Source organism: Paraniabella hibiscisoli, assembly GCF_022512515.1.
GTDB lineage: Bacteria > Bacteroidota > Bacteroidia > Chitinophagales > Chitinophagaceae > Niabella > Niabella hibiscisoli.
On record NZ_JAKWBK010000003.1, the window covers coordinates 169499 to 196025 of the forward strand.

31 protein-coding genes and 1 pseudogene are annotated in these 26527 nt (G+C 42.1%); 12 read left to right on the plus strand and 20 right to left on the minus strand.

Going from position 1 to position 26527, the window contains the following annotated elements; translation table 11 throughout:
- Nucleotides 1–443: 443 nt before the first annotated feature.
- The 3 genes from MKP07_RS31970 to MKP07_RS31980 form a co-directional block, all read right to left on the minus strand.
- Nucleotides 444–737, minus strand: a complete 294-nt coding sequence (locus MKP07_RS31970; protein WP_240852139.1) for a contact-dependent growth inhibition system immunity protein — start codon at nt 735–737, stop codon at nt 444–446.
- 181 nt (nt 738–918) lie between these two features.
- On the minus strand, nt 919–1218 hold the full coding sequence (locus MKP07_RS31975) for a hypothetical protein (RefSeq protein WP_240852140.1): 300 nt from the start codon (nt 1216–1218) through the stop codon (nt 919–921).
- Nucleotides 1219–1405: 187 nt separating this feature from the next.
- Nucleotides 1406–1774 carry a hypothetical protein gene (locus MKP07_RS31980; protein ID WP_240852141.1) on the minus strand — a complete coding sequence of 123 codons (369 nt, stop codon included), beginning with the start codon at nt 1772–1774 and terminating at the stop codon, nt 1406–1408.
- 138 nt (nt 1775–1912) lie between these two features.
- On the opposite strand from MKP07_RS31980, the gene MKP07_RS31985 reads away from it, so the two are divergent.
- Nucleotides 1913–3241 (plus strand): erythromycin esterase family protein, encoded by a 1329-nt coding sequence (locus MKP07_RS31985; RefSeq protein ID WP_240852142.1) that lies wholly within the window; start codon nt 1913–1915, stop codon nt 3239–3241.
- Between the two features lie 272 nt (nt 3242–3513).
- Here MKP07_RS31985 and MKP07_RS31990 read toward each other — a convergent pair whose 3' ends face one another.
- The 5 genes from MKP07_RS31990 to MKP07_RS32010 form a co-directional block, all read right to left on the minus strand.
- Nucleotides 3514–4077 (minus strand): hypothetical protein, encoded by a 564-nt coding sequence (locus MKP07_RS31990; protein WP_240852143.1) that lies wholly within the window; start codon nt 4075–4077, stop codon nt 3514–3516.
- Nucleotides 4078–4705: 628 nt separating this feature from the next.
- Nucleotides 4706–5224 (minus strand): REP-associated tyrosine transposase, encoded by a 519-nt coding sequence (locus MKP07_RS31995; protein ID WP_240852144.1) that lies wholly within the window; start codon nt 5222–5224, stop codon nt 4706–4708.
- A gap of 215 nt (nt 5225–5439) precedes the next feature.
- Entirely contained in the window at nt 5440–5964 is a 525-nt protein-coding gene (locus MKP07_RS32000; RefSeq protein WP_240852145.1) for a hypothetical protein, read from the minus strand.
- A 116-nt stretch (nt 5965–6080) separates the two neighbouring features.
- The gene (locus tag MKP07_RS32005) at nt 6081–6962 is read right to left on the minus strand and encodes a Gfo/Idh/MocA family protein (protein WP_240852146.1); all 882 of its coding nucleotides are present in this window, start codon (nt 6960–6962) and stop codon (nt 6081–6083) included.
- Entirely contained in the window at nt 6926–7165 is a 240-nt protein-coding gene (locus MKP07_RS32010; protein WP_240852147.1) for a hypothetical protein, read from the minus strand. The genes MKP07_RS32005 and MKP07_RS32010 overlap by 37 nt, the downstream gene beginning before the upstream one ends.
- Before the next feature lie 223 nt (nt 7166–7388).
- Here MKP07_RS32010 and MKP07_RS32015 point away from each other — a divergent pair, with 223 nt between their 5' ends.
- Together MKP07_RS32015 and MKP07_RS32020 are read left to right on the plus strand one after the other, a co-directional pair.
- Nucleotides 7389–8483, plus strand: coding sequence for a gamma-glutamyltransferase family protein (locus MKP07_RS32015; protein ID WP_240852148.1), 1095 nt, complete (start codon nt 7389–7391; stop codon nt 8481–8483).
- A gap of 193 nt (nt 8484–8676) precedes the next feature.
- A complete protein-coding gene (locus MKP07_RS32020; RefSeq protein WP_240852149.1) occupies nt 8677–9288 on the plus strand; it encodes a gamma-glutamyltransferase in 612 nt (203 codons plus the stop codon).
- A gap of 138 nt (nt 9289–9426) precedes the next feature.
- Here the strand turns inward: MKP07_RS32020 and MKP07_RS32025 are convergent, their stop codons facing one another.
- The 12 genes and pseudogenes from MKP07_RS32025 to MKP07_RS32075 all read right to left on the minus strand — a co-directional run bounded on the left by MKP07_RS32025 (nt 9427) and on the right by MKP07_RS32075 (nt 19019).
- Nucleotides 9427–10257 carry a 3-keto-disaccharide hydrolase gene (locus MKP07_RS32025; RefSeq protein WP_240852150.1) on the minus strand — a complete coding sequence of 277 codons (831 nt, stop codon included), beginning with the start codon at nt 10255–10257 and terminating at the stop codon, nt 9427–9429.
- Nucleotides 10258–10340: 83 nt separating this feature from the next.
- Nucleotides 10341–10751, minus strand: a complete 411-nt coding sequence (locus MKP07_RS32030) for a c-type cytochrome (RefSeq protein WP_240852151.1) — start codon at nt 10749–10751, stop codon at nt 10341–10343.
- A 27-nt stretch (nt 10752–10778) separates the two neighbouring features.
- A complete protein-coding gene (locus tag MKP07_RS32035) occupies nt 10779–11834 on the minus strand; it encodes a sugar phosphate isomerase/epimerase family protein (RefSeq protein WP_240852152.1) in 1056 nt (351 codons plus the stop codon).
- A 242-nt stretch (nt 11835–12076) separates the two neighbouring features.
- Complete coding sequence (gene lysA, locus MKP07_RS32040; RefSeq protein WP_317236224.1) at nt 12077–13111, minus strand: diaminopimelate decarboxylase; 1035 nt, start codon at nt 13109–13111, stop codon at nt 12077–12079.
- Nucleotides 13099–13344, minus strand: a complete 246-nt coding sequence (locus MKP07_RS32045; protein WP_240852153.1) for a hypothetical protein — start codon at nt 13342–13344, stop codon at nt 13099–13101. Before MKP07_RS32045 ends, lysA begins: the two co-directional genes overlap by 13 nt.
- Nucleotides 13345–14260 (minus strand): annotated as a pseudogene (scpB, locus tag MKP07_RS32050) (SMC-Scp complex subunit ScpB).
- A gap of 84 nt (nt 14261–14344) precedes the next feature.
- Nucleotides 14345–14983 carry an ATP synthase F1 subunit gamma gene (gene atpG / locus MKP07_RS32055; protein WP_317236187.1) on the minus strand — a complete coding sequence of 213 codons (639 nt, stop codon included), beginning with the start codon at nt 14981–14983 and terminating at the stop codon, nt 14345–14347.
- Nucleotides 14970–15230 (minus strand): F0F1 ATP synthase subunit gamma, encoded by a 261-nt coding sequence (locus MKP07_RS40305; protein WP_262920098.1) that lies wholly within the window; start codon nt 15228–15230, stop codon nt 14970–14972. Before MKP07_RS40305 ends, atpG begins: the two co-directional genes overlap by 14 nt.
- 192 nt (nt 15231–15422) lie before the next feature.
- Nucleotides 15423–16082 (minus strand): hypothetical protein, encoded by a 660-nt coding sequence (locus MKP07_RS32060; protein ID WP_240852154.1) that lies wholly within the window; start codon nt 16080–16082, stop codon nt 15423–15425.
- An 84-nt stretch (nt 16083–16166) separates the two neighbouring features.
- Nucleotides 16167–16472: a hypothetical protein gene (locus MKP07_RS32065; protein WP_240852155.1), complete on the minus strand. Its 306-nt coding sequence runs from the start codon at nt 16470–16472 to the stop codon at nt 16167–16169.
- A 2-nt stretch (nt 16473–16474) separates the two neighbouring features.
- On the minus strand, nt 16475–18760 hold the full coding sequence (gene ccsA, locus MKP07_RS32070) for a cytochrome c biogenesis protein CcsA (protein ID WP_240852156.1): 2286 nt from the start codon (nt 18758–18760) through the stop codon (nt 16475–16477).
- 31 nt (nt 18761–18791) lie between these two features.
- Nucleotides 18792–19019, minus strand: coding sequence for a cytochrome c maturation protein CcmE domain-containing protein (locus MKP07_RS32075; RefSeq protein ID WP_240852157.1), 228 nt, complete (start codon nt 19017–19019; stop codon nt 18792–18794).
- A gap of 554 nt (nt 19020–19573) precedes the next feature.
- Here MKP07_RS32075 and MKP07_RS41635 point away from each other — a divergent pair.
- The 9 genes from MKP07_RS41635 (at nt 19574) to MKP07_RS40310 (ending at nt 26526) form a co-directional block, all read left to right on the plus strand.
- Nucleotides 19574–20464 (plus strand): carboxyl transferase domain-containing protein, encoded by an 891-nt coding sequence (locus MKP07_RS41635; protein WP_317236188.1) that lies wholly within the window; start codon nt 19574–19576, stop codon nt 20462–20464.
- Nucleotides 20461–21180, plus strand: a complete 720-nt coding sequence (locus MKP07_RS41640; RefSeq protein ID WP_317236189.1) for a carboxyl transferase domain-containing protein — start codon at nt 20461–20463, stop codon at nt 21178–21180. Before MKP07_RS41635 ends, MKP07_RS41640 begins: the two co-directional genes overlap by 4 nt.
- Before the next feature lie 200 nt (nt 21181–21380).
- Complete coding sequence (gene tnpA, locus MKP07_RS32085; RefSeq protein ID WP_240852158.1) at nt 21381–21803, plus strand: IS200/IS605 family transposase; 423 nt, start codon at nt 21381–21383, stop codon at nt 21801–21803.
- Nucleotides 21804–21946: 143 nt separating this feature from the next.
- A complete protein-coding gene (locus tag MKP07_RS32090; protein WP_240852159.1) occupies nt 21947–22735 on the plus strand; it encodes an enoyl-CoA hydratase-related protein in 789 nt (262 codons plus the stop codon).
- A 51-nt stretch (nt 22736–22786) separates the two neighbouring features.
- Nucleotides 22787–24184, plus strand: coding sequence for an acetyl-CoA carboxylase biotin carboxylase subunit (locus MKP07_RS32095; protein ID WP_240852748.1), 1398 nt, complete (start codon nt 22787–22789; stop codon nt 24182–24184).
- Nucleotides 24169–24768: a biotin/lipoyl-containing protein gene (locus MKP07_RS32100; RefSeq protein ID WP_240852160.1), complete on the plus strand. Its 600-nt coding sequence runs from the start codon at nt 24169–24171 to the stop codon at nt 24766–24768. Before MKP07_RS32095 ends, MKP07_RS32100 begins: the two co-directional genes overlap by 16 nt.
- 72 nt (nt 24769–24840) lie before the next feature.
- On the plus strand, nt 24841–25404 hold the full coding sequence (locus MKP07_RS32105) for an acyl-CoA dehydrogenase family protein (RefSeq protein WP_240852161.1): 564 nt from the start codon (nt 24841–24843) through the stop codon (nt 25402–25404).
- Entirely contained in the window at nt 25364–25984 is a 621-nt protein-coding gene (locus tag MKP07_RS32110) for an acyl-CoA dehydrogenase family protein (RefSeq protein WP_240852162.1), read from the plus strand. Before MKP07_RS32105 ends, MKP07_RS32110 begins: the two co-directional genes overlap by 41 nt.
- A 116-nt stretch (nt 25985–26100) precedes the next feature.
- Complete coding sequence (locus MKP07_RS40310; RefSeq protein ID WP_262920099.1) at nt 26101–26526, plus strand: beta/alpha barrel domain-containing protein; 426 nt, start codon at nt 26101–26103, stop codon at nt 26524–26526.
- Nucleotide 26527 lies beyond the last annotated feature (1 nt).

A 26527-nucleotide genomic window follows, 5' to 3' on the forward strand; every position in this document is an offset into this window, starting at 1 on the left:
AAATACATGCAAGTTTTCTAGAAAAAACATTTGTCGGGAATTATTTCTTTAGTTATCAATGACAACGAGGCATTCGCCTTTACACCAAAAAAGAACTGACGTTCCGCCTGTTGGTGTTTTTCACTGACAGCAAATATATTATTTAATAGCAACAGATACAGGATAGCACCCATTAACTATCCGGCCTGCACTTCAGTCCGGATAATATAACCTTGTACACGCTTGAAAAAATATGCACGGCAAGAGATTTAACGCTGGAAGATTTTTTTAGTTTGATTAAAAGGTAGGAAAACTCTAGCTCGAACTTCTTATGCTTCAGCTGATGGTGAAACTCTAGCACAGTTATTGAGCACAAACACCAAAATGAAACAATACCCAAACCCTTTTTAGTTGTAAACTTGCACCGAATTGAACGGGTGGCTATATATCTATATTAGAAACTGTCATTGGTGTAGCTTATGGTTAATCATAGCCAACCATTCTAGTGCATCAGAGGGGCTCTCGAAGAATCGATTAGACTCGTCGCTGACCTCCTGCCAATAATCTTCTATATTACACATCAGAGAAGATAACTCTTTCTTTGTTTGCTCTAATTCCGTCTTCGATTTTTCCGATTTATTACTGTCGATAATATAGTTCGTTGTCACTTCTTCATCTGTCAATCCTTCAATATCTGCATCAGGAAAATAAGCACCAAAAAATTGGTACAAGACAGGATAACTTTTTTTAAAGCTCATTTTTCGTATTATTGATTTCTTGGTGCTGCGGCTTTTTTAGCAACTGCAAATATATTATTTAGCAGGAATTGATGCAGAAACATCCCCTCAACAATTAACCATGCGGCCGGCGCTTCGGTTGTTGGTCAAAAAATACACAATAACAGTGGCGAAGGAAGACAAACAATGATAAAAATCTTTATTATTTGAAGACCAGATAATTGTCAATTTCCAGACCATCTTCATCTAAAACAGATATATAATGTCCTAAATAAAAATCATTTGAAAATAAGTCCACTCTTACTTCAATAAGATAAGCGTCACTATGTAAACCGAGATATTTAAATCGCACAGAATCCATTTTAACATCTAAATCATGTACAGATATTCCGAGCTCGTCTGATAAAAAAGAGTTTTCCTCTACTTCAATGCATCTTTTATAAGATTCAGTCGCATTGAAATAATAGTTTTCTAACATTTCTTTATTCATTTCCCTTGTCATGCTGATAACCTGATATTCTGCTGCTTTTAGTATTTTTCATCTACAGCAAATATAGTATTTCACAGCAACAGATATAGAACGACACCTCAATAACTAACTATCCGTCCCACGCTTCAGTTGTTGGTCAAAAAGACACAACAACGTCTACTCACCGGACACTAGCCAAGGAAACATTCGATATTGTCAATTAATAATTATTCTCACGAATAACTTGTACTATATTTTCCAGCGAAACAATGTACGCTTCGCATTCTCTGTAAGTATCTTTATCATCTTCCAAAACTTCAAACTTAATCAATCGTTGTTTCAAATCCTCAAGCAAATTGATATCAAAAGCCTTTAAACCTCCGACAACTATTGATGTGACCAACCCATAATAATGAGCATCCAACTCAACTAGCTCTTCAACCCACAAAGAAAAATCTTCATCGTTAGGGAACGGAGGAAACTTTAGCTTTTTATGCTTTTCTAAAATACTATGTGTATTCATATGTGTTTTATATGCCCTACAATTTTTGTCGATATCGTTTTCACCAACAACAAATGTACTAACCATACCCAACATTCTTTCATCCCATTATTCTACCATTTCATCACATTTCATAATAGCCGCATCATACAAAGAATCACTTTTGTAGAAAATCAGTTATCGTATAAAACATAGCCCATGAGCCCGGTTCACTACAAGGTTATTATGAAAGCCATTTTGCATAAAAAGCTAATAGCTGTTTGCATCCTCCTGTTTTATAATGCATCCATTTTTGCCCAGTCTATGGCAGACAGGTCAGACAATAATAATGCATTTGTAAACTGGGCGCAAAAACATGCATTTACTTTACAAGCCAGCGATAAAGCCACGGATGATAAAGACCTGTACCCTGTTAAACAAATGATCGGCGAGGCCCGCGTGGTGGCATTGGGCGAACCAGCTCATGGCTTTCGCGAGCCGCTTGCATTTAGGAACCGGCTATTCAAATTTCTCGTGCACCATTGCGGCTTTACCACTATTGCTATTGAGGGCGACCTGGCCCAATCGCGCCTTGCAGCGGATTATATTGCGGGCGGCAGAGGAACGGCCAAAGATGCAGCGGCGGCATTGAGTATTAGCGAGCCTGCAGCTGAAAATATAGAACTGCTGAACTGGATGCGGCAATACAACGCCGATAGCGCCCATACCATAAAGCTCAGGTTCTACGGTATGGATATACAGATGATCGGCTTCCCGGGTGATACCACACCTAACCACTCAGCGCTCGACCAGGTATTGGCCTACCTGCAACAGGTAGATGAAAGTGCAGCCCGTCGCGCCCATTTTGAGCTGGCTTTCTATTTAACGCAGATGTCTGTAGTAAGGTATCCGGCACTTTCTTTAAAGGACCAGAATACCCTTACCACGGTACTGGAAAATATAGTAGCCCTGCTCGAACGCCAGCGGATCGCTTTTATCAACAGGAGTACCAAAGATGCTTATGAATGGGCAAACCGTAACGCCATTGCTGCATTGCAGCGGGACCGGATGATGCGCGTGATGCCGCCGGATCAGCCAGGCAAAATACCGCCCAACGCATGGAAAGCCATGAACGCACGCGATGTTGCGATGGCTGATAATATCAACTGGATATTACACAACGGAGCCAACGGAGGAAAGGTGTTAGTATTTGCACATAATGCCCACGTAAAGAATGCCCCTACTGCCGGTGGCGTATGGGACGCTTTTGCACTACCACCCAACAGTGCGGGCGAATACCTGAGGTCCATATTAGGCAACGATCTTTTTATCATAGGCTCCAGCATTGCTCCGGAACCAACTACCCTGCAGGCCAATAGTATCGACAAAGCCTTACTAAAAGTAGACCGGTCAAAGTATATCCTTGATTTACGGACAGCCGCCCGTCTTCCTGAAGTAGCCAAATGGCTCTCAATAAGCAGGCCGATGCAGGCCAATAAGGTGAGCTTCTTTTTGCTGCCTGTTAGCACCGCGTTTGATGCGTTGTTATTTTTGGATAGAGATGATGGGAGGTGATGGCGAAGTTTTATCAACATTCCTGCCGTTGTCGGTGTTATGGCCGCTGTTGGTGTTTTTCACCAACAGCAAATATATACAGCAACTGATAAGGGGCAGAATAGTTCAATTAACTGGACCACGCATGCTCCAGTTGTTTGTCAAAAAGACACAACAAACTTTAAGTAGATGATGCTTAAAACTAAGCAATAGCTACTATGTTTTCTAATAAAAAATGTTGGTGAGAAACACCAACAAAGGATTAATAAATGACTTTTGTGCATGCAATTCAACTACCGGTGTTGCCAGCATCTACCACCACCAGAGACAACTCTTTTGCAATATCCCCCTGATTTATTTTTTGCACCACATACAGACGAACTAGAAGAAGAACCTCCATTTTGATTACTTCCCCCTGTTGAAGTTGATGGAATATAACTTCCAAAACTAGAGGTACCATTACCATTAACCGTACTGTAGGCAATCTCTGCACGATTATAGCCAGAATCTCCATAAATCACCTCCCCATCTTTCAGAATGTACGCTTGGATAGATTGATAGCTCGGTAAAGTTGTTACAACACTTAGCTTGAGGTTTGATGGTGTTTTCCCCAGGATATTAAAACTCCATTTACCGGTATTATTTTTTACAGTCCTGCTTTCACCATTTAAATCAATATAAGTTATACTACAAAAATCGCAATGAACTTCGTAAGCAAAAACCACCGGAGTTGGTTCTGGTTGCTCTTGGACGTCATTGGCTGTTTTCTTACAAGATCCCAGAAAAACCAGCAGTATTAAAAGCTTAAAAAATAATGGCAATACGCTAACTCTAAATTTCGCGAACATAATAATCATAAATTTACTTTTTATTGCACGAAGCTATGGAAGGCGGAAGGCGGTATTTTACGGATTTCCGTAGGCGACGTATTTATAAAAGCACAACCAAGTTTTAATCTACCTAAGAATTGGATTCATAAGTTTTTTGCCGCTGTTGGTGTTTTTCACCAACAGTAATATATACAGCAACTGATAGGGATTGGGATTGGGATCGGAATAGATCAATTCATTAGGCCTCCCTTCAGTTGTTGGTCAAAAAGACACAACAACGGCGAGGGGCCAACCTGCCTTTGCCATTTTTGTCGCTGTTGGTGTTTCTCAACAACATCAATATATCATTTAACAATAGCAAATGCAGAAACACTCCCTCAACAATCAGCTATGCCGCCACGCTCCAGTTGTTGGTCAAAAAAAGACACAACAACGGCGAGGCGCCAACCAGCCTTTGTCATTTTCGTCACTGTTGGCGTTTCTCAATAACAGCAATATATTATTTAACAATAGCTGATTCAGAAATACTGCCTCAACATTCAGCTATGCTGCCGCGCTTCAGTTGTTGGTCAAAAAAACAACAACGGCCAGGTGCCAACCAGCCTTTGTCATTTTCGCTGTTGGTGTTTCTCAATAACAGCAATATACCATCATTTCAGTCTGCATAGTGCGATAAAAAGCCCCAGTTATCCACTCCGGCTCTATAAAACTGTGCTGATGAATATAAGTACTCTTCCGGATACTTACATAAACCGGCACGAACCGGATTGAAATGTATGTAGTCGAGTTTTTGCTGAAAAATGGTATAACTTCTCAATTCAATACTTAAAGGGTTACGTTCCCAAAATTGATACATCCTATCAGCAGCTCCTACAAAAAACGCTTGCAACATTTCCGGGTAGTGTTGTTGCATATGATATTTCATCTGCTGTGCTGTATACTTTAAAAAGTCTCTTTGTACATGTTTAGGATGAATGAGCGGCTGCATTTGCCATATAAGGTGCAGGTGATTGGGCATTATAACGAATGCAAACAGCTTTATCCTTTTATTTTCGACGAGAAAGCGGAGACTACTTATTACTATTTCTTTATGCGCTACTGTTTTCAATAATGGCTTCCACTCTAAATTTGTAGCTGTAAAAAATTGTGGGTATTCAGTGATTAGCGCAACCATGATATAAATATCTGATACCTAAAAATAAGCAAAATCGACCGTAAAAATTTGTTGGTGAAAAACACCAACAAAGGCATCTTACGCGTATTCAGTTATTTGTCAAAAATACACAACAACGGTAGCTCACTTAACATCCAACAACGGCATCAAAGCATATCGCTTCCGTTGCCTGGCGAAAAATGCAATAACCTCAACCTGTGGATTCCTTCTCGCCGCTATTTTATGTCTGAATGTTTGACACTTAATACCTTCAACAGCTTAATTGCTTTTGAAATATACTCCACCCGAAATAAGTTTCCATTGCCTATTTGTAAGCTAAAATAAGAGCGGCCACAAATGGGAGGTTCGTAGTCTGTAAACAATCCATAATCCACAACCACAGGAATGATATAGAAGTTATCATAAGCGTAGCATCTCGTAGAATCAATGCAAACTACTCGTTGTGCCTTCTTTTTCAAATCATACCTTTCTGGAACAAAATCTACCCGTAAAGCATGGGTGAAAAGACTACCGCTATCTTTCTTATACCAATCTATTGCCCCAACTGAATCTGTCGGAAGAAAAAAGTCATGAAAACCTAAGTGCCTCATTTCATTTAAAACATCCCAATCGTATTTGTAATTGTGTTGGGAAAGAAATAATAAACCCTTTTTACTTTTTCCAATAACCGTATCCTTCTGTGCAAATGATATATGCGAGCAAAGCAAAAAGAAAACGTAAAAAATAATCTCATCATTCACATTTTTATACTTGCCTCTGTATTTTCACCAACAGTAAATATATTGTTTAACAGGAACTAACCCTCCGAAGCTTCAGTTGTTGAACAAAAAGACACAACAACCGCAGCGTACAGATTTTACTTCAACAACACTTTCTTCCCCGTCCTCGCCGACTCTTTTGCAGCCGCAAGAATCTTTACCACAATCACATTATTAGTTAATGAAGAAAGATCGTCTACAGGTACAATTTCTTTGCGTAATAAGGCTGTAACATAAGCCAGGTAACTTTGATAGGGCGCCTGCGGGGAGCTCACCTCACTGATCTCGTAAGCCGTTTTATTGGTTTTGGTACGCAGCGCTTTGCTATTCACGGCCTGCAGGTAACCGGTTTTACCAAACACTTCCCAATCCTTAATACTGTAAGGCCAGTTCCAGGAAGCTTCTATAATTCCTGTAGCATTAGGATACTCAAGAACAATGGTAGCATCATCATCTACTTTAGGATAAATGGCGGGCTTTATCTGGTGGGTAACGGCATACACCGAAACGGGCATTTGGTTATTCATCAACCAGGTAAATAAATTAGCGCCATAGCAGCCGAAATCATTTAAAGCACCGGCACCGTTTTTTACAGGATCAGTTAGCCAGTCAAGAAAGAAACGGCTACATCCAATTTCTTTGGGTCCTTCATGGCCGTCGTGCGCTACCATTTTTACTACATCCCCAATACGCCCTTCCTTTACTCTTTTATAAATCTCCTGGTTGGTGCCATACCAGGTGGTTTCATAATTGGTGAGTACTTTGATAGCATATCGCTTCGACAGTGCTGCTATTTCTTCTGCATCTTTTACAGTAGTAGCCAAAGGCTTTTCTACCATTACATCGATTTTCAATGGTGCGCAAACTCTTACCACATCAATATGCTCACTGATGGCATTGAAGGCCATTACTACTTCAGGCTTTTTATTGTGAAGCAGCGTTTTCAGGTCATCGTAAAATAAACTGTCTGGAATGCCCAATGATTTTTTAAATTTATTGACCAGTTCTTTATTGATTCAGCAATACCTACCAGGTTAATTTCTTTCTTCTTGTAATGGTCCATCATCAGGTTTACATGATCGTGGCTTAAACCAGCCAACGCGATGGCAAGGGGACGCTTATCCTGGGCATTGGCCCCAAGCGTGCAAGTGAGACAGAGAAGGATTAGATAAATCGTTTTCATGAATAATTACTTATTGAATAATGGCTTTCTCAAAAATATGATTTTTTCAATGCTTATCTTTAACACATCAACTATCGTGTCCATCAAATTTTAGCCAGTGTCATACCGGTCAAAGTGAGGCACCCTCCGGCAAAACAGGAGATTTCTCAACTGCGCTCGAAATGACGTATTAAAAGAATATCGCTTAACGCCAAAATTTGAAACACCCTTCAAATCCATCAGCATGAAACCTGTCTTCTTTATCGCATTTTTATTCTTTTCGATCAGTCGTATGTTTGCGCAACCCACGCAAAAGCCACCACTGCACGGCAAAAACTGGATGGCTATAACAGGAAAGCCTTTGGCAGCCACAGCGGGTGCGGCAATTTTTCAAAAAGGTGGAAACGCCGTAGACGCTGCTTGTGCCATGCTGGCCGCCACCTGTACAATGTGGGATGTACTCAGCTGGGGCGGTGAAACGCAGGCGCTTATTTATAATCCCAAAACGAAAAAGGTAATTGCTATTAATGCGATGGGCGTAGCGCCAACAGGAGCCACTGTTGACTTTTTTAAAATGAAAGGATACTCGTTCCCACCTGAATATGGTCCGCTGGCGGCTACCACACCAGGCACGCCGGGCGGTATCTGTTTAATGCTGGCCAATTACGGTACCAAAAGCTTACAAGAAGTGCTGGAACCAGCTATGCAGCTAGCTGCAGGTTACCCCATAGAAGCGCAAACCGCCAACAGCATTGAACGCAATAAAGCCAGGATCAAAGAATGGCCTTACAGCCGCAAGACATTTTTAACACATCCCGGCGAAAAGCGCGAAGCCCCTGAAGCGGGTGAGATCTTCGTGCAAAAAGATCTACTGGCTACATTAAACAAAATGATAGAGGCCGAACAACAGGCCCTGCAACAAAAGAAAAGCCGTAAAGTGGCGATTATGGCTGCTTACGATCGTTTTTACAAGGGTGACATTGCTAAAGAATTTGTAAGAGGCTGCCAGGAACAGGGTGGCTTAATTACGCTACAGGATCTGGCGAACTGGAAGCCGATAGAAGAGGAGGCAGTACACACCAACTACAAAGGCATTGATGTATATAAAATGCAATCCTGGACACAGGGGCCTTTCCTGTTACAAGCCCTGAACATACTGGAAAACTTTGATCTGAAAAAGATGGGCTATAACAGCAGCCAGTATATTCATACTGTTTACCAGGCCATGAACCTGAGTTTTGCCGACCGGGATTTTTATTATGGCGATCCGTATATGCCACCCGTTGAACCCATCAAAGGACTGCTGAGCAAAGACTATGCAAAAAACGTGCGGCATTAATAAACCTGAATCAAAATGACCCGGCTATGGGTCCGGGAGATCCCTACCCTTTCGAAAACAAAACCAACCCCTACCTGGAGTTGCTTAAAAAAGAAGTTTTAGCACCGATAGCTCGACCCGTCAGTTTATACCCACCCATGATATAAGAGCAGGCAATTCATTTATCCATTCACTGCCTACAGATGAGTTGTATATGGACCGTTTATGGCGGGGCACTACCAGCGTAGAAGCTGCGGATAAGGATGGCTGGGTAGTATCTATCACACCCAGCGGAGGCTGGCTCCCGGCATGCATTGCAGGCAACACGGGTGTCGGCATGAGCCAGCGTATGCAAAGCTTTGTTTTAGACGAGATCATCAATCCTTTTAATGTGGTAGCGCCGGGTAAAAGACCAAGGGTAACCTTAACACCTTCGTTGGCATTGAAAGACGGCAAGCCATTTCTCTCTTTTGCAGTGCAGGGTGGAGATACACAGGAACAAAACTTATTGCAATTCTTTTTAAATATGGTGGAATTCGGCATGACCGTACAACAAGCTACCGAAGCCGCCAATTTCAACAGCAACCAGCTATGGCTATCATTGGGCGGAACAAAGATGGAAGATCGCAAACCACGTCCCGGCAGCATCTTATTGAACGACAATATTAAAGAAACTACCCGTAACGAGTTAAAGAAAATGGGCTATACGCTTAGCTTTGATGACCGAACCAGCGGGCCGATCAATGCTATATTCTTTGATTGGAAACACGGCAGCTTATGGGGCGGATCGAGCAACCATGGAGAAGATTATGGAATTGGGTGGTAAGGCTTCTTACAACGATTATGGGAATGAGAGATTCGTCAAAAGTAAAATTCTCCAGAGTCCTCCTTTTGGAGACTCTGGAGACAAAGAAACGCTCCGGGTTAAACCCGAAGCGTTCGTATAAAAAGTTGCCCTTTAAAACTATAATTCTCTGATCTTAATATTTCTGAACCACACATTATTGCCGTGATCCTGTAAACCAATACGGCCTACTTTGTAAGTACCGAAATCAGGTGCATTTTTAAACTTACTGGTTGCGATCAATGCACGCCAGTTATCATTCCAAAGCTGGGTATCGATGATGTGCACACCGTTCAAATGTATGTCCAGTTTGCCGTTCACACAACGAATCAAATAAGTATTCCACTCCAGTGGTGGATTTTCAGCGTGGCTTTTTGCAGGGATCAGATCATATAGATCTCCTGCCTGGTGTTTAAATATTTTACCATCGGGATGGCCTTCATTATCCACTATCTGGATCTCAGGTGCAGTGCCCCACATCCAGTTATACCTCGCTTTATCCTCATGGCTGTAAATACAAATACCACTGTTACCGTTCTTGTCGATCTTCCAGTCTACCTGCAATTCAAAATTGCCATATTCTTTGTCAGACACAATATCGCCGCCTGTTTTAGGCGCGCCTCCCGGGTTGGTATCCAGGTATAAAGTACCATTAGCTGTCTTCCAGGCCGTACCTATAGATTTAGATCCATACGCATGCCAACCGTCTGTAGATGTTCCGTCGAACAACAACTTCCAACCAGCAGCTTTTTCCTTAGCTGTTAACACGTTGGCTGCAACTTCAGGAACCGGGGCCGGTTTTGCCGGTTCAGGTTTAGGCTGCGGAGCAGGCGGGGTAGGCTTTGGAGCCGGCGTGGTGGTTGGCGGCGGATTTTTTGTAGGCTTGGGCGTACAGGAATAAACAGCAAACGCCGAAGCAGCCACAAAGGCTAATGATGCAAATTTCTTCATATAGATTTCTTAATTAATAAACGCAACGATCAATGCCTGTTGTTAACACAGGCAATCTCTCCATCCCAGCGAATAGCAAACAACTATTTCTTTAATAAAAGAATATAGGCCACCATATCCTTCGCTTCCTGCTCGGTAACATTTGGATGCGGCGTCATAGGCACTTCGCCCCAAACACCGGAACCACCTTCGATCACTTTCTTAGCCAGCTTGCTGATAGTCGCTTCATCTGCTCCTGCATATTTATTAGCTACTTCGCGATAACCGGGCCCGGTAAGCTTTTCATCAATTTTATGACAGGTAGGACATTGATATTTACCTGTTAATTCCAATCCCTTTTGATAAACAGGATTAGATGAAAGATCAGATGATGAAGCAGTTTCAGAAGTAGACGATGTGGAAGTAGATCCTGCATCCGCTTTCTTTTCAGCATCACCTCCGCCGCAGGCAGCAATTACAGATAAAACAGATAACGAGAGTATAATTTTCTTCATATAATATATTTATAGCTAAAGTATTAATTATTGTTCAAGCCCTAATACTTTTTTATTAAAATCGGTATTGGTAGCAGTTGCAGCAAAGTCATCAAAAGCTTTGTCTGTTACCCTTATAATGTGTTTTTTAATAAACTCGGCTCCTTCTGTAGCACCGTCTTCAGGATGCTTTAAGCAGCACTCCCACTCCATTACAGCCCATCCCTTATAATCGTATTCTGCGAGTTTGGAGAAGATGGTTTTAAAATCTACCTGTCCATCACGGCTACGATATCTTCCCGCTCTTTTCAGCCAGCTTTGATAGCCGCCAAAAGTGCCCTGCTTGCCGGTTGCATTAAACTCCGCATCTTTTACATGGAATGCACGAATACGCTCATGGTAAAAATCGATATACTGAATATAGTCAAGGCATTGCAAAACAAAATGAGAGGGATCGTACAATAAACAAGCCCGGCTATGATTGTTTACTTTTTCAAGAAACATTTCATAAGTCTCTCCGTCAAACAGATCTTCTCCGGGATGGATCTCATAGCAAACATCTACGCCACATTCGTCAAAATAATTTAAGATGGGGGTCCAGCGTTTAGCCAGTTCAGTAAACCCTTCATCTACCAGTCCTGCTGGCCTCTGTGGCCAGGGATGAAAAGTATGCCAAAGCAGAGATCCGCTGAAAGTAGCATGTGCGTTCAATCCCAGGTTTTGAGAAGCTTTTGCTGCATATTTCAATTGTTGCACCGCCCACTCCGTTCTGGCTTTAGAATTACCTCTCACCTCTTGCGGTGCAAAGCCATCAAAAAGATCATCGTAAGCAGGGTGAACTGCAACCAGCTGGCCCTGTAAGTGCGTAGATAGTTCAGAAATATGTAACCCGCATGATAAAGCCAGTCCCGCTATTTCATCGGCATAGGTCTTACTTTCTGCCGCTAACTTTAAATCAAAAATATTCGGATCGCCGGTCGGGATCTGCACTCCTACAAATCCTTTTTCTGCCGCCCAAAGGCAAATGGATTCAAAATTATTAAACGGCGGCTTATCGCCTAAAAACTGTGCGAGAAATATACCCGGACCTTTAAGAGTTGTCATGCAATGCGTTTTTAGATTAAAGGATAAATCTATAAAAATTATTCCGATTAACAGAACTAAAAAGATATTTTAAGAAGTACTGTAATACATACTCCGCAACAGCTAACAAGTGGCGTAGGAGCAATAAATGTCATACTTTAACCGTTCAGCTATCCGAACATTGGCAATGTACACGTTCACAAACCTGTAATACTTCGGTCAGCAAGATATTACAGTACTGAAAAAACAAATGTTAATACAAATTAAAGCACCTGATTCTTTAATAAGTCTTCAAAAACATCCCGGCGACGAATAAGGCGAGGCTGCCCGTTTTCCACCAGTACCTCTGCCGGTTTAAAACGTGCGTTATAATTGCTCGACATTTCAAAACCATAGGCTCCTGCATTATAAAATACCAACAGATCGCTTTCACGTATTTCTGGTAAAGGGCGCGACCAGGCAAACGTATCTGTTTCACAAATATTTCCTGTTATAGTATATTCTTTTACCTCACCGTTTGGATTCGTTAAATTCTGGATGCGGTGGTAGGCATCATAGAACATGGGTCGTATAAGGTGATTAAAGCCGCTATTCACGCCTGCGAACGTGGTTGCTGAAGTTTCCTTTAATACGTTTACCTGTGTAATAAAATAGCCACTCTCACTTACCAGGAATTTGCCGGGTTCAAACCATATCTGCAGATCTTTGGTCAATTCGTTCGATTCGAAAGTATGCAGTACTTTTTCAGCCAGTTCTTCTACATTAATAAAAGGATCGTCTTCTTTATAGGCTACTTTAAAACCACCGCCTAAATCGATTGATTTTAGATAAGGGAAATGAGGAATGATATCAAACAACACTTCTATCCCTTTTACAAAAACATCCGGATCTTTAATATCGCTTCCTGTATGGATATGCAGGTTAGTGATTTGAATCTGGTTTTCATTAACTACACTTACCAGTTCCTCCAGCTGATCTACCGGTATGCCGAATTTACTTTTATCATGCCCGGTAGATATTTTCAGGTTTCCGCCTGCCATAATATTAGGCCTTAACCGAACACCCACAGGGTAGCTATTGCCAAATCTTTTCCCAAACTTTTCGAGGTTAGACAGGCTATCAATATTAATAATAACACCAAGCGACTGTGCTTCTTCAATTTCAGCGAAAGCAATGCCATTACTGGTGTATAAAATGTTCTTTGGTTCAAAACCTGCGTACAGCGCCAGCTTCACTTCATTGATCGAGCTACAATCTATATTACAGCCTTCTGCCTTTAAAACCTTTAAAATATTAATATTGGTAAGCGACTTACAGGCATAAAAAAACGCACTTTATCACTTTGAAATGCAGTAGTGAGTCTCTTATATTGTGTTACAATCTTATCCGCGTTATAAACGTATAACGGAGTACCGTATTCGTTCGCTATTTTGTTTAGCTGCTCAAGGCTTAGTTCATTTTCCATAATACCAGGTATAAAAAAGCAGTACTTGTACTGCCGGTTGAATATAATCAGATCTTCTAATCTCATTTAGTAGGCAGGCTCGTCATCTTCATCCTTCTTCTCTTCTTCATCTGTTTCCTCGTCTTTCGCTTCACTTCCGGGAATCTCTTCCGTTACCTGCTTCTTTTCATCATCAAAAGCTACTTCCTCTTCGCCAGGCGCTTTTGCACCATCACCATCCGTTACTATCTCATCATCAGCGGTAGTTTCCACCACACCCAGTTCATCACCGCCGGCTGTTAGTTGTTCCTCGCTTATTTCAGTTTCGTTGATCATAGTTGTATTTTCAATCAATTCACCATCTTCAGATACTGCCAGCGGATTCCCATTTTCATCCAACAACGCTTCATCGTTAACGGTCATTCCGTTTACAATAGAAGTTGGCTCTATCATTTGCTCCGCCAGTACCTCTTTAATTTTCGGTAATTCATCAGATGAGTTAATCCCAAAATAATCCATAAAGGATTTAGAAGTGCCATATACCAATGGATGCCCGGGAAGCTTTTCGTTGCGGCCGCTTATTATGATCAGCTCCTTTTCAAGCAACTTCTGTATCGCATAATCGGCACTTACCCCACGAATCGCCTCCACTTCACCTTTGGTTACCGGTTGTTTGTATGCCACAATCGCCAGTGTTTCCAGGGCAGCTGCCGATAACCTTTTCATAAACTTATCGCCGTTTAGCTGGGCAATGGTTTTATGATACTCTTTTGGTTAAAAATTGCCAGCCGCCACCACTTTGTACTATTTCAAAAGGATAGAATTCTGAAACATACTTTTCCTTCACACCATCAATCGCCGCTTCCACCTGGTCCAGGGTGATTTTATCCTCCATAAACCCAAAAGCACTGTTCAACAAATCAGTAACCTCTAAAGAAGATAGAGGTTTTTCACTTGCAAAAATCAGTGCTTCGATATGTGGAATTAACTCGGCTATTTCCATTATTAATGTTTAAAGTTTTGAGATTTAAAATTTAAAGTTGATAGTGCAACCTCGAAACTTTAAACCTGTAACCTTGAACGAAAATTAACCCTGTAATGCTGCTGCACCACTTACAATTTCTGTAAGCTCTGTGGTAATAGCAGCTTGTCTTGCGCGGTTGTAAGACAGTTTCAGGCTTTTCAGCATTTCGTTAGCGTTTTCGCTTGCTTTATCCATCGATGTCATACGGGCGCCATGCTCTGAGGCATGTGAGTCCAACACAGCTTTATACAACTGCGTGTTTAATATTTTGGGCATCAGCTCAGCAATCAGCTCAGCCTTGTTAGGATCAAATATAAAATCAGCTTTAGTGCCGCCTTTTTTATTCTCTACTTTAGGAATAGGCAAGAATTGCTCTGCAGTAAAGATCTGCGTAGCGGCATTCTTAAACTGGCTGTAAACAATCTCAATAGCGTCAAATTGTTTTTCCTCATAAGCTTTCATAGCTGCCTGGGAAATCTTCTGCACGTTATCAAAGCTCAATTGTAAAAAGATATCTTTATGCTCTGCACTTGTATTGTAACCAAATTTGGTTAAAGCCTCATACCCTTTCTTACCCAGGTTCCAAACAGTCACATTACCTTTATCAAATTGAGATTGGTATTTTTCCCTGATCACATTGCGGGCCAGCTTTACCACATTTGAGTTAAAAGCACCTGCTAATCCACGATCACTGGTAATCACAATCAACAATACTTTTTCTACAGGACGTTCTTTCTAAAGCTAAAGCCATTTGAATTTCGCCATCGCTGTTGCTCACAATATTGCTTAACACATCCTGCAATTTTTGCGCGTAAGGGCGCATTTGCACAATTGAATCCTGTGCACGACGGAACTTGGCAGCACTCACCATTTTCATGGCTTTTGTAATTTGCTGCATGCTCTGCACAGATGATATACGACTACGAACTTCTTTTAACTGGCCTGCCATTCTTAGAATTGTTGGTTTTCAGGCCGCAAAAGTACGATCAAAACCCCAATTTTCAATATATAAATAAAATATGTGGAAAAGGCTCCAGTCAACACATGAAAGATAAAGCTTTACGCTTCAACACATCGCCTAACTGTATAAATACCAATTATTTACAAAAACACTAATAAGCCGTGACGTGATATAGCTATACTATCGCCTGAACTTTGGTACAGGTCGTTCTCTTTTAGGCACACTTCCTTTAATATGCAGCGGATGGATGTCAAAACTTAAACTAATGTTGTGAAAATAATGTTTCGAGTTCAATGAAATTATTCCAGGTCTGTATATAAGGCTGGTACTTAAAAAATTGTTGATCCTGAATTGAACACCCAAATTGGGACCTACAACAAAATCATTCTTTTTATAACTTGAGTCTTTTCCTAAGTCTGTTGGCTTCAACCAAATATCCTTAAGTATATACCTATACCTGGATAATCCTATCCCTCCAAGTAGTTTAATATTTCGATGAATACTCTTATTGTAAAGGAAATCAAAAGCCAGGTTTTCGACATGTTGCCGACTTGACTGATAGCCCTTTGCCTGCGCCAATTCGGGATCGATGTTAAACTGGTAACTTGCTCCAAAAGAGACGGCATCCTTACCTAAACTCCTATATAAGGAGGCGCCGATACCGATTATCCGGGTTCGGTTCACTTTTCTATTTCGAAAATGACTGTAGTCAAAATACTGTGTATTGTATACAAGGGGCAACGAAATGGCGAAACCTGTTTTTCCTTTGTAAGATTGAGATTGTGAATGTAATACAGAAGTAGAAAGTAGTACGAAAAGTAAAAAGATGGTCTTTCTCATATAAAGTATTTAGTAATCAGATGCTCATACATCTGATATTACAGCAATATATGAAAAAATCAGTGAATAACTATAACGTAAGGCCTAGGCAGCTTTCAATCTTTGTAATTTAATGCGACGGAACATGCTCACTACCGAGCCTATTACCAGGAATACAACGCCACCCCAAACCAGGTTGATATACGGGAATTTATACGCTTTTAATGTAAGGTATTCTAAAACATCGTCAGACTCCTTAACTCCCAGCGTGATTTTATCGCCGCCCACATCATCCAGCTTTAACACCAGCCCCTGCGAAGTGATGGTATCCAGGTTTTGATAAAGCGTATTGCCCTGGTTGCGTATCATTAAAAGGTCTGCGCTGTAAGAAGGGCCATTTAATTGTTGCACTTTTACAGATGCCGTATAACCGGTGTCGGTTTTCGAAAAACCGCTACCGGCAAATTATCTTTGGCGGCCAGCTTCTCTACAATGATATAACCTTTACTGTAAAACACTGTATCATTTAAATGAACTGTGTTGGGTTTAAAGCTAACAGTATCGCTCTTACCATCTGGTTTATAAAAAGAAGACACATAAGTAAACACATCATGGTTCCAGTAGTGTTTGCTTGAAGGGTTTGCCATCAGGCCTTCGTTACCTTTATAATTCACAAATGCATCAGGCAATAAGGTAAATTCTTCGTTGGTTTTCTTGGACTTGAAATGCACCTTGAAATAGGTTTGTTCCTTTTTAGGATGCGCCGAATCGCCTACATAGGTTACCATATAGTCATGCATTTGCATCGGCACGCCTTTTACGAGGGTAAGGTTTTCTCCTGTTTTTTCCTTGCTATCCTCTCCAAATGGCACGGCGATACCGCTGGTGTTCCAGGATAGTATTTCTTTCTTAGATGAGGATAGAATCATCCCCACCAACATCAATCCAAAACCAAAATGGGCAATAGAGCCGCCACTGTTCTTCAATTTCCCATTCAAACCCACCCATATATAAGCGGCATTGGCAATGGTAGCATAAACGGTTGCTACTAAAGCCAGCCATATATTGATCAGGAAGCCCATGCCATGCGTATCGTAATTGATTTTTACGAACACCAGGATAAATGTAGCCACCAAGGCACTAATGATGGTTGGCACCAATATCTTATTCCAGAAAAACTTAGTGTCTGTGGCTTTATACTTCAGGTACTGTGTAATGGCCGTAAGAATACCAATAACAAAGGCAATCAGCACCTGGATCTTATTATAATTAAATTCATCATTTTCGCCGGGCGCTTTGTTCGAATTGAACAGCTTGTTGAATACCGGTAAAGAGGTCTGGAAGATGATGATCATTGCTGCCAGGAAAAACACCAGGGCCCCTATAAACATCCAGAACTCCCTTGATGAGACACTCTCTTCTTTCTTAATAGATGGCACCTGTTTATTCAGCAATACGATGAAAGTGATCACGCCACCTAATATAACATATAACGGGAATCCGGGTATTTTCTCTGCAAGGAAATAGGTTGCCAGGGACAGTACTGTGGTTACACCTGCAATAATCAATCTTTGTTGATTGGTAGATGCAGCAAAAAACGGAGGCAGCCAAACAAATACGATCAGGAAAAGAAATAGCTGGCCATTCATACCAATGTCTGCAAAGGCATGTACAGAAGAATCTCCAAGTACCCCGCTTTTGGTAAGGAAAGTGGAGTACACAATAAATACAAAAGACAGGGCAAGAAATAGGAATGAAGATCTTAACGAATAACCGCTATGCCTAAAGATCAGCATGGTGTGCAGCCCCGAGACCATGATCATCCATGGTACAAGTGAAGCATTTTCCACGGGATCCCAGGCCCAATAGCCTCCAAAGTTCAATGACTCATAAGCCCATTTCGCCCCCATCATTATCCCCAAACCCAGAAAAGCAACAGAAAACAAAGTCCAGGGTATAGCACGTGTTACCCAACCTTTAATGTCTTTGGTCCAGATGCCAGCCATTGCAAAAGCAAAGGGTATCAAGGTAGACGCAAAACCCAGGAATAATATAGGCGGATGGATCACCATCCAATAATTCTGTAGTAATGGATTGAGGTCATTTCCGTCCGTCACCATTGACAAGTAGTCGGGGCGCAGCGGTTGAGAAAGATCAAAATTAATATGCATACCCGGCGCTTCGTTCAGCACACCGGAATCTCTTAGTAAAATAAAAGGATTGGACCCGATCTTCACATCGAAGATGTAAATACCAATTACCATAGTAGCCAGAAAGAACTGGGCAAAGCTCACCACCGACATTACCGGCGCTTCCCATTGCTTTTCTCTTTTAATAATAATAACACCTAAAACACAATGCCAGAAAGCCCATAAAAGAGTACTTCCCTCCTGTCCTTCCCAAAAAGCACTCATGATATACTTAAACTCAAGGGAGAGACTGGTATGTTGCCAGGCGTATTTATATTCAAATAAATGATGATAAAGTATATGTAAGAGTGCTGCAAAAATAATCAGCACGGAGGCAACCTCGGTCAAAAAAGCAATTCTACCCAGCTTCAACCAGCCAGCCTTGGCATCAGGCGTGGCCTGCACTGCTTTGAAATACGCGAATGCTGCTGTAAGCGAAGCAACCAAAGAAACTAAAATAAATAAATGTCCGACCTGACCGGGCAAAAGATGCTCGCCTGCGTACTCCATAAATATTACTGTTTAACTTTAGAAACCCGGGCTACCGTATTGTTGTAGGTTGAATCTTTTTATTTCCGGGATGCTTGGAAGGATCCTGATCCTTGTATTTACTGGGGCATTTGGTTTGAATGCTCTGGCAAACAAACTGTCCTTCTTCATATTTTCCTTTCATTACCAGCCTTTCGCTTAATTCAAAATTTTCAGGCTTAGGGCTGTGATAAATTACTTTCACTTTATCGCCTAATGTGTCGATAGCAGTAAAAGCCAATAATTAGGGTTTTTGATAGCATCGTACTCCATCGGCTGCGACTTATCCCATTTAGCCATGAGGTGCACAAATTTTCCCGGTTTAGATTTTGCTATAGCAACCGTATCATAAGTAGTGGTGGTTTGTAAAAACTTACTAAAACCGCTATGGCAGCAGCAGTTAAAACCAATAAAATAATATGAATTTTCTTCATTATCTGCTGAAAATTTTTGCCCGTCTGACCGAACGGGCGGGCAAAATTAAGACAAATAGCCCGCTTTCGGAAACACTAACAACGAAGCTTACCATTTGTTGAGCCGGAGCAAAATTTATTTTTCCGCAAGACACAGCAGTAAGTCATTCATTTTCATAGCTGCCCATCTGTTAGCAAAGATTACTGAGACATACCTGGTCCCGTTTAACAAAAGAAAGTCTTTCCAGGCAACCGGTAATTTTTAGTGTGTAGCCAATCTTTTTAAAGACCAACAAAATTACAAAACAAAACTAACAACTGTTAGTTTTGAATAAAAATCCTTTACTTCGCTTAAATTTAGATCAATAAAAGAAAAACGACCTTGTACCCTATTCAATCAAAGATCGATACGCAATCGGCTGATTTTGCAGCTAATAAGCAAGCTTACCAGCCTATACTAGAGGAGTGGCGCAGACGGATGGCTGCCGTAATACAGCCTGTAAGTAATAAAGCCATTGAGAAGCATCAGCAAAGAGGTAAATTACTGGCTCGCGAACGGATCAACCAGTTGCTCGACGCCAATACCCCCTTCCTGGAATTATCCCCACTGGCGGCTAATGGTATTCATGAAGATCAGTTCCCTTCTGCCGGTATTGTAACCGGCATTGGTGTGGTTCATGGCCGTGAAGTGATGATTATTGCCAACGATGCCACTGTAAAAGGCGGCACCTACATGCAATACACGATTAAAAAGCATGTAAGAGCCCAGGAAATAGCTTTTGAAAATCATTTGCCCTGCATTTATATGGTGGATTCCGGCGGTGCATTCCTTCCGGAGCAGGATAAGGTTTTCCCCGACCGGCACGACTTCGGCCGTTTCTTTTATAACCAGGCGCGGATGTCGGGTTTGGGTATTCCTCAAATTGCCATCGTAATGGGATCCTGCACCGCAGGGGGCGCTTATGTTCCCGCGATGTGTGATGAAACCATTATTGTGCGCAACCAGGGTACGATCTTTATAGGTGGTCCGCCACTGGTAAAAGCGGCTACCGGAGAAGAAGTATCTGCTGAAGAGCTGGGCGGCGCAGAAGTGCATACCTCTATTTCCGGAGTCGCCGATCATATTGCTGAAAATGATGCACATGCCATAGCGATCTGTCGCAACCTTGTACAAACTTTTAAACCTGCGGAAAAGCAACTATTAGATGTAATGCCGATAGAGCCTCCCTGTATAATGCTGAGGAATTATATGGAATTGTTCAAACCGATTTGAAGAAACCAGTCGATCCAAAAGAGATTATCGCCAGGCTGGTTGATGGAAGCCGCTTCCACGAGTTTAAAGAGAAGTATGCCCCCACTCTCGTTACCGGGTTTGCGCATATCATGGGATTGCCGGTAGGTATTGTTGCCAACAATGGCGTGCTGTTTGGGGAATCTGCTTTAAAGGGCGCCCATTTTGTGGAGCTCTGTACTTCACGTAATACCCCGATCCTGTTTCTGCAGAACATTACCGGTTTCATTGTAGGCAAAGAGTATGAAAGAAAAGGCATTGCCCGCGACGGTGCTAAAATGGTACACGCAGTGGCCAATGCGAACGTGCCTAAGTTTACAGTAGTGATTGGGGGATCTTTCGGTGCCGGCAACTACGCGATGTGTGGCAGAGCCTATGATCCCCGTTTTCTTTTTATGTGGCCCCACGCTAAAATATCAGTGATGGGTGGCGAACAGGCAGCAGGCGTATTGGTATCCGTAAAAGAAGAGCAGTTAAAAGCACAGGGGAAAGAGCTGGCTGATAGCGACCGCGAAGCCTTACGAACTTCTATTTTAAATAAGTACGAAGCAGAAGGGTCAGCCTACTATAGTACGGCACGGCTATGGGATGATGGCATTATTGATCCTGCCGATACCCGAAACATCATCGCCATGGGCATTGCGACTTCGATGAACAGGAAATGGGCGGAGACAAAGTATGGAGTGTTTAGGATGTAGTGAAAGTTGACGGTTTACAGATGGCAGATGACAGAAAATACGTAATATAATAATGATCAGCCTTAGAACAAAATGGAATGAGTCTCGTAGAGATGATAGATTAGCAATCAAAAGATGCACAATAAAATCGAGTCCCGTAGGGACGAGATATCGGTAGCAAACAATTCAAAATTTAAATAAAATCCCGTAGGGACGACACCATGCCAAATACATATACACAGATACATATTCATTTTGTATTCGTTGTTAAATACAGAGCAGGTTTAATACAACCGAATTGGAAAGACAACCTATATAAATACATTACAGGTATTGTGCAAGCTAATAATCATAAGATGATTATTATAAATGGTGTTGCAGATCATATTCATTTGCTAGTGGGCTTAAGACCTGCTCAATCTGTTTCAGATTTAATGCAGGATGTAAAAGGAGGATCTTCAAAATGGATCAATGATAACAAATTAGTACCCGGGAAATTTGAATGGCAGGAAGGTTATGGCGCTTTTTCCTATAGCAAGTCCCAATTGCCTACAGTAATCAATTACATACAAAACCAGGCAGTGCATCATCAGAAAAAACATTTCATGAGGAGTACCTGGACTTCCTGCAGGAATTTGAAGTAGAGTATGACGAAAGATATGTTTTTAAAGAACTCTTATAGGTGCCGTCCCTACGGGACTTAGAAAGATTTTTCTTTTTTACCATTATGTCGTTCCTGACGGAACTTAACAATGAACAATGAACAATAAACTATGAACTTTTAATAATGAACTATACAACGCTCGAAGTAGAACATAATTACCAGGTCAGCACGATTTGGCTGAACCGGCCCGATGTAAGAAATGCTTTTAATGAAATAATGATAGCGGAATTAATCACCGCTTTTAAAGAAGAAGGGCAGAGAGCCGATATCAGGGCCATTGTATTGCGTGGTCGTGGAAAGGTATTTTGTGCAGGCGCCGACTTAAACTGGATGCGGGACGTTGCACAATATGGTTATGAACAGAATTACGAAGAAAGCCTGCAACTGGCCAATTGCTTCCATACCATTTATACCTGCCCTAAGCCTACGCTCGCTATTGTACATGGAGCTGCAATGGGCGGAGCTAATGGTTTGCTGGCAGCATGTGATTTCGCGTTCTGCGAAGCAGATACCATCTTCTCTTTATCAGAAGTCAAGATCGGTATTATCCCCGCCTGCATCGCTCCCTATATTATTAAGCGTATCGGCGAGTACCCGTCAAGAGCTTTAATGCTTACAGGTCAGCGCATTCATGGACAGGAAGCAGAGAACCTGAAACTGGTCAATCGATGTTTTGGTGATATACATGCTACCGAAGCCCATTTACAGGCCACTTTGCAATTACTGTTAACCAGCGGACCGCAGGCCATCAGCCATTGTAAAAAGCTGATTGATACGGTTGTCAATAAGATCTCCCAAACAGAAGTAATAGACTACACCGCAAAAATGATCGCTGAAATACGGGCTTCGGCAGAAGGCCAGGAAGGTATGACGGCTTTCCTGGAAAAAAGAAAACCTAATTGGATTGAATAATGCAGATATTATGATCAAAAAATACTGATCGCTAACAGGGGCGAAATAGCGCTGAGAGTACAACGTACTGCCCGAAAAATGGGCATCGCTACCGTCGCTGTTTATAATAGCTCCGACGCTGAGTCGGCATTTGTGAAGCAGGCCGACCAGGCGGTATGGTTACCAGGCGCCCAGCTAAGTGAAACCTATCTCAATATGGAAGCTAATATTGCGGCTGCCCTAAAAACGGGCGCAGATGCAATACATCCCGGCTATGGTTTCCTTTCGGAGAATGCTGCTTTTGTAGAAGCCTGCACCAAAGCAGGACTTATTTTTATCGGTCCATCAGCAGCAGCAATGCTATCAATGGGCAATAAGATTGCAGCCAGGGATTGCGCTACCCGAGCCGGTGTACCGGTTACACCAGGGATAACCGGCACCACCGAAGAATTACTAAAAAGCTATAACAGCATCGGGTTCCCTATTCTGATTAAAGCGGCGGCCGGAGGCGGCGGTAAGGGCATGCGTGTAGTAGAACAGGAAGGTGATTTTCAATTGGCGCTGGAAGCTACAGCGCGGGAAGCAAAAAATTATTTTGGAGACAGCACGGTTTATATTGAAAAGTATATTGCAAAACCAAGACATATTGAAGTGCAGGTGCTCGGCGATCAGCAGGGCAAGCTACTTCACTTATATGAAAGGGAGTGCTCTTTGCAACGCCGGCATCAGAAAATTATCGAAGAAGCGCCCTCCGCAACGCTTTCAAATGAAGTGCGCGAACGGATTTGCGCTGCTGCTGTTGCATTAGCACAATCGATAGGCTATTACAGCGCGGGCACCATGGAGTTCCTGGTGGATGAAAGCCTGAATTTCTATTTCCTGGAAATGAACACCCGGATACAGGTAGAACATCCGGTAACGGAGTTGACCACGGGTATTGATATTGTGGAACAGCAAATTAAAATAGCCAATGGTGAACCCTTATCTTTCAATCAAGCAGATGTCGTACAGAGAGGCCACGCTATTGAGTGCCGGATATACGCAGAAGATCCCGCACAACATTTTCTTCCATCTCCAGGCATACTAAAATATTACCAGGAACCTTTGTTTAACGCGGCTTCGCTTCAAACTTCTATGTTGTCGTCTTCGGCGACATTGAGAATAGACGGCATGCAGCTACAAACCGGTGATATCGTTTCGGGTGATTTCGATCCAATGATCAGCAAACTGATTGTTTGGGCACCCGACCGGGAAGAAGCAAGGCGAACCATGCTTTTTGCCTTACAGCAATACGCGGTTAAAGGCATCCAAACGAATAATGAATTTGTTTCCGGTCTTTTACAGCATACTGATTATATAGGGAACAAAATATCTACCAAATATATCGACCAGAACCTGGAGACTATTATCGATCAACTTCAGCAAAAAAGAAACAGGTCGATATTACCATTCCATTGGCTGCTGCTTTAGCCGGAAGCCTTGGCATCTATAACAATGATCAACCGAAAAGTATCTGGCAGGCTATTGGTTACTGGCGACATAGCCGTGTAATGAATATATCAGTTAACGGTAATAGTGCATCCATTGATTTGATCAAAACGGCGCCGCTCGAATTTCAATATAAAGATCAAAAGCATTGCGCCGGGATCAGCCATATTAACGGGATTAATTATGTGCTCACCTTAGATGGCACAGATCATATAGTCGCCATCTATGAAAGGAAAATTGGCACTTATGAGATCACCCTGAACGGCTTAACACATATTGTAGTAAGGCCCGACATGTCTTATGTAGACAATGAGGTTTTCGAAGCTAATTCAGGCACAGGAGCGAAAACTGGAAATATTACTTCCCCCATGCCGGGTAAAGTAATAAAGTTGCACGTAAAAGCAGGTGATGCCGTAAAAACAGGTGATCTGTTATTAGTGGTGGAAGCGATGAAAATGGAAAATAATATTATCAGTTTATCTGATGCAATTGTAGAAGAGGTCCTGGTAAAAGAAGGCGATAAAGTAGATACTACGATGAAGCTGGTTCAGCTATCAGGTCAGTAAAAACATCTAAAAAGAATATCCTGAAAGGAAGACGCTACCTATTTTTTGATTTAATAAAAACAAGATTGCTATATGGATTTTAATTTAAATGAAGAGCATGTACAATTGCGCAGCATGGTACGGGAGTTTGCAGAAAAGAAGATCAAACCGCTGGCGCAGGAGTTGGATGAAAAGGAATCGTTCTCCTACGAGCTTACCCGGCAAATGGGTGAGTTAGGCTTACTGGGCATTTACCTGCCGGAACAATATGGCGGTGCGGGCATGGATTACCTGGCTTATATCATCGCCGTTGAAGAGATTGCACGTATTGATGGGTCGCAGGCGGCTACCCTGGCAGCCCATAACTCGCTGGGTATTGGTCCTATCTATAATTACGGTACAGAAGAACAAAAAATGAGATACCTGCCGCAGCTTTGTACTGGCAATGCTTTGTGGAGCTTTGGCCTAACAGAGCCCGAAGCAGGCAGTGATTCAAGGGCATCAAAAACCACGGCACGCCTGGATGGCGATGAGTGGATGATCAACGGCAGTAAGATCTTCATCACCAATGGATCGGTAGATATTAATATCGGCACTACTGTTCAGGCTGTTACCCATGAGTCTGCCGAAAAAAGAGTTTACCACCATCATTGTTGAAAGAAATGCTCCGGGCTTTAGCCAGCAGGCTATGCACGGCAAAATGATGTGGCGGGCCAGCGATACCGCACAGCTATTTTTTGACGATTGTAAAGTGCCCAAAGAGAATATGCTGGGAGCACCGGGACAGGGCTCTAAGATCATGTTGCAGACGCTGGACGCTGGCAGGCTCAGCATAGCAGCCATGGGACTGGGTTGCGCCCAGGGTGCCTACGAATTGGCTTTAACCTATGCAAAGGAGCGCAAACAGTTTGGCAAAACGATAGCACAGTTCCAGGCCATTTCGTTTAAACTAGCTGATATGGCTATGAAAATAGAGTTGGCGCGAACTTTTTTATACAAAGCCTGTTGGTTAAAAGATACAAAGCAGTCCTTCACCAAAGAAGCAGCAATGGCTAAATTGTACTGCTCTGAAATTGCAAAAGAAGTAGCCGATGCTGCCGTGCAAATACATGGCGGTTATGGATTAATGAAAGAATATAATGTAGAAAGATTTTACAGGGACCAGCGACTATTGCAGATTGGTGAAGGAACTTCGGAAATACAACGAATGGTGATTGCCAAGCAGATAGGATGTTGAGATTAGTTGACGGGTTGAATGGTTAGCTAGTTGATGGATCATGGTTCATGGTTCATCGATCAAAGACCAATGTATCATACTATGAACCATCATCTATTAACTATGAATGAATGCACATGAAAAATGAAAAGCTAAAAATAACCGAAAGTCCGCGCGACGCACAACAGGGCCTGCCCTTTACCATACCCGTAGAAAAGCGGGCTGCTTATATCAATGAATTGATGTTGGCCGGTTTTGATATAATAGATTTCGGCAGCTTTGTATCGCCGAAGGCCGTTCCGCAAATGGCGCATAGCAATGACGTACTGGAATTGATTGACAAATCAAAATCCGATACACAGCTGCTGGCTATCGTTGGAAATACCCGTGGAGCCGAGGAAGCCTGTGCATCTGCCAAGCTTGACATAGTTGGCTTTCCCTATTCGATCAGCAATACCTTTCTACAAAAAAACATCAACTCATCCATTGAAAAGATAGACGAAACGGCTTCTTCAATAGGAAAAATATGCAATGATCATAACAAGATCTTCCGCGTTTTGTAAG

Coding starts and splice junctions, on each gene's coding strand:
- MKP07_RS31970 (WP_240852139.1), bottom strand. CDS start 737: ATGAGCTTTAAAAAAAGTTATCCTGTCTTGTACCAATTTTTTGGTGCT.
- MKP07_RS31975 (WP_240852140.1), bottom strand. CDS start 1,218: ATGACAAGGGAAATGAATAAAGAAATGTTAGAAAACTATTATTTCAAT.
- MKP07_RS31980 (WP_240852141.1), bottom strand. CDS start 1,774: ATGGTTAGTACATTTGTTGTTGGTGAAAACGATATCGACAAAAATTGT.
- MKP07_RS31985 (WP_240852142.1), top strand. CDS start 1,913: ATGAAAGCCATTTTGCATAAAAAGCTAATAGCTGTTTGCATCCTCCTG.
- MKP07_RS31990 (WP_240852143.1), bottom strand. CDS start 4,077: ATGATTATTATGTTCGCGAAATTTAGAGTTAGCGTATTGCCATTATTT.
- MKP07_RS31995 (WP_240852144.1), bottom strand. CDS start 5,224: ATGGTTGCGCTAATCACTGAATACCCACAATTTTTTACAGCTACAAAT.
- MKP07_RS32010 (WP_240852147.1), bottom strand. CDS start 7,165: ATGAAAACGATTTATCTAATCCTTCTCTGTCTCACTTGCACGCTTGGG.
- MKP07_RS32015 (WP_240852148.1), top strand. CDS start 7,389: ATGAAACCTGTCTTCTTTATCGCATTTTTATTCTTTTCGATCAGTCGT.
- MKP07_RS32020 (WP_240852149.1), top strand. CDS start 8,677: ATGGACCGTTTATGGCGGGGCACTACCAGCGTAGAAGCTGCGGATAAG.
- MKP07_RS32025 (WP_240852150.1), bottom strand. CDS start 10,257: ATGAAGAAATTTGCATCATTAGCCTTTGTGGCTGCTTCGGCGTTTGCT.
- MKP07_RS32030 (WP_240852151.1), bottom strand. CDS start 10,751: ATGAAGAAAATTATACTCTCGTTATCTGTTTTATCTGTAATTGCTGCC.
- MKP07_RS32035 (WP_240852152.1), bottom strand. CDS start 11,834: ATGACAACTCTTAAAGGTCCGGGTATATTTCTCGCACAGTTTTTAGGC.
- MKP07_RS32045 (WP_240852153.1), bottom strand. CDS start 13,344: ATGAGATTAGAAGATCTGATTATATTCAACCGGCAGTACAAGTACTGC.
- MKP07_RS40305 (WP_262920098.1), bottom strand. CDS start 15,230: ATGGCAGGCCAGTTAAAAGAAGTTCGTAGTCGTATATCATCTGTGCAG.
- MKP07_RS32060 (WP_240852154.1), bottom strand. CDS start 16,082: ATGAGAAAGACCATCTTTTTACTTTTCGTACTACTTTCTACTTCTGTA.
- ccsA (WP_240852156.1), bottom strand. CDS start 18,760: ATGGAGTACGCAGGCGAGCATCTTTTGCCCGGTCAGGTCGGACATTTA.
- tnpA (WP_240852158.1), top strand. CDS start 21,381: ATGCCAAATACATATACACAGATACATATTCATTTTGTATTCGTTGTT.
- MKP07_RS32090 (WP_240852159.1), top strand. CDS start 21,947: ATGAACTATACAACGCTCGAAGTAGAACATAATTACCAGGTCAGCACG.
- MKP07_RS32105 (WP_240852161.1), top strand. CDS start 24,841: ATGGATTTTAATTTAAATGAAGAGCATGTACAATTGCGCAGCATGGTA.
- MKP07_RS32110 (WP_240852162.1), top strand. CDS start 25,364: ATGAGTCTGCCGAAAAAAGAGTTTACCACCATCATTGTTGAAAGAAAT.
- MKP07_RS40310 (WP_262920099.1), top strand. CDS start 26,101: ATGAAAAATGAAAAGCTAAAAATAACCGAAAGTCCGCGCGACGCACAA.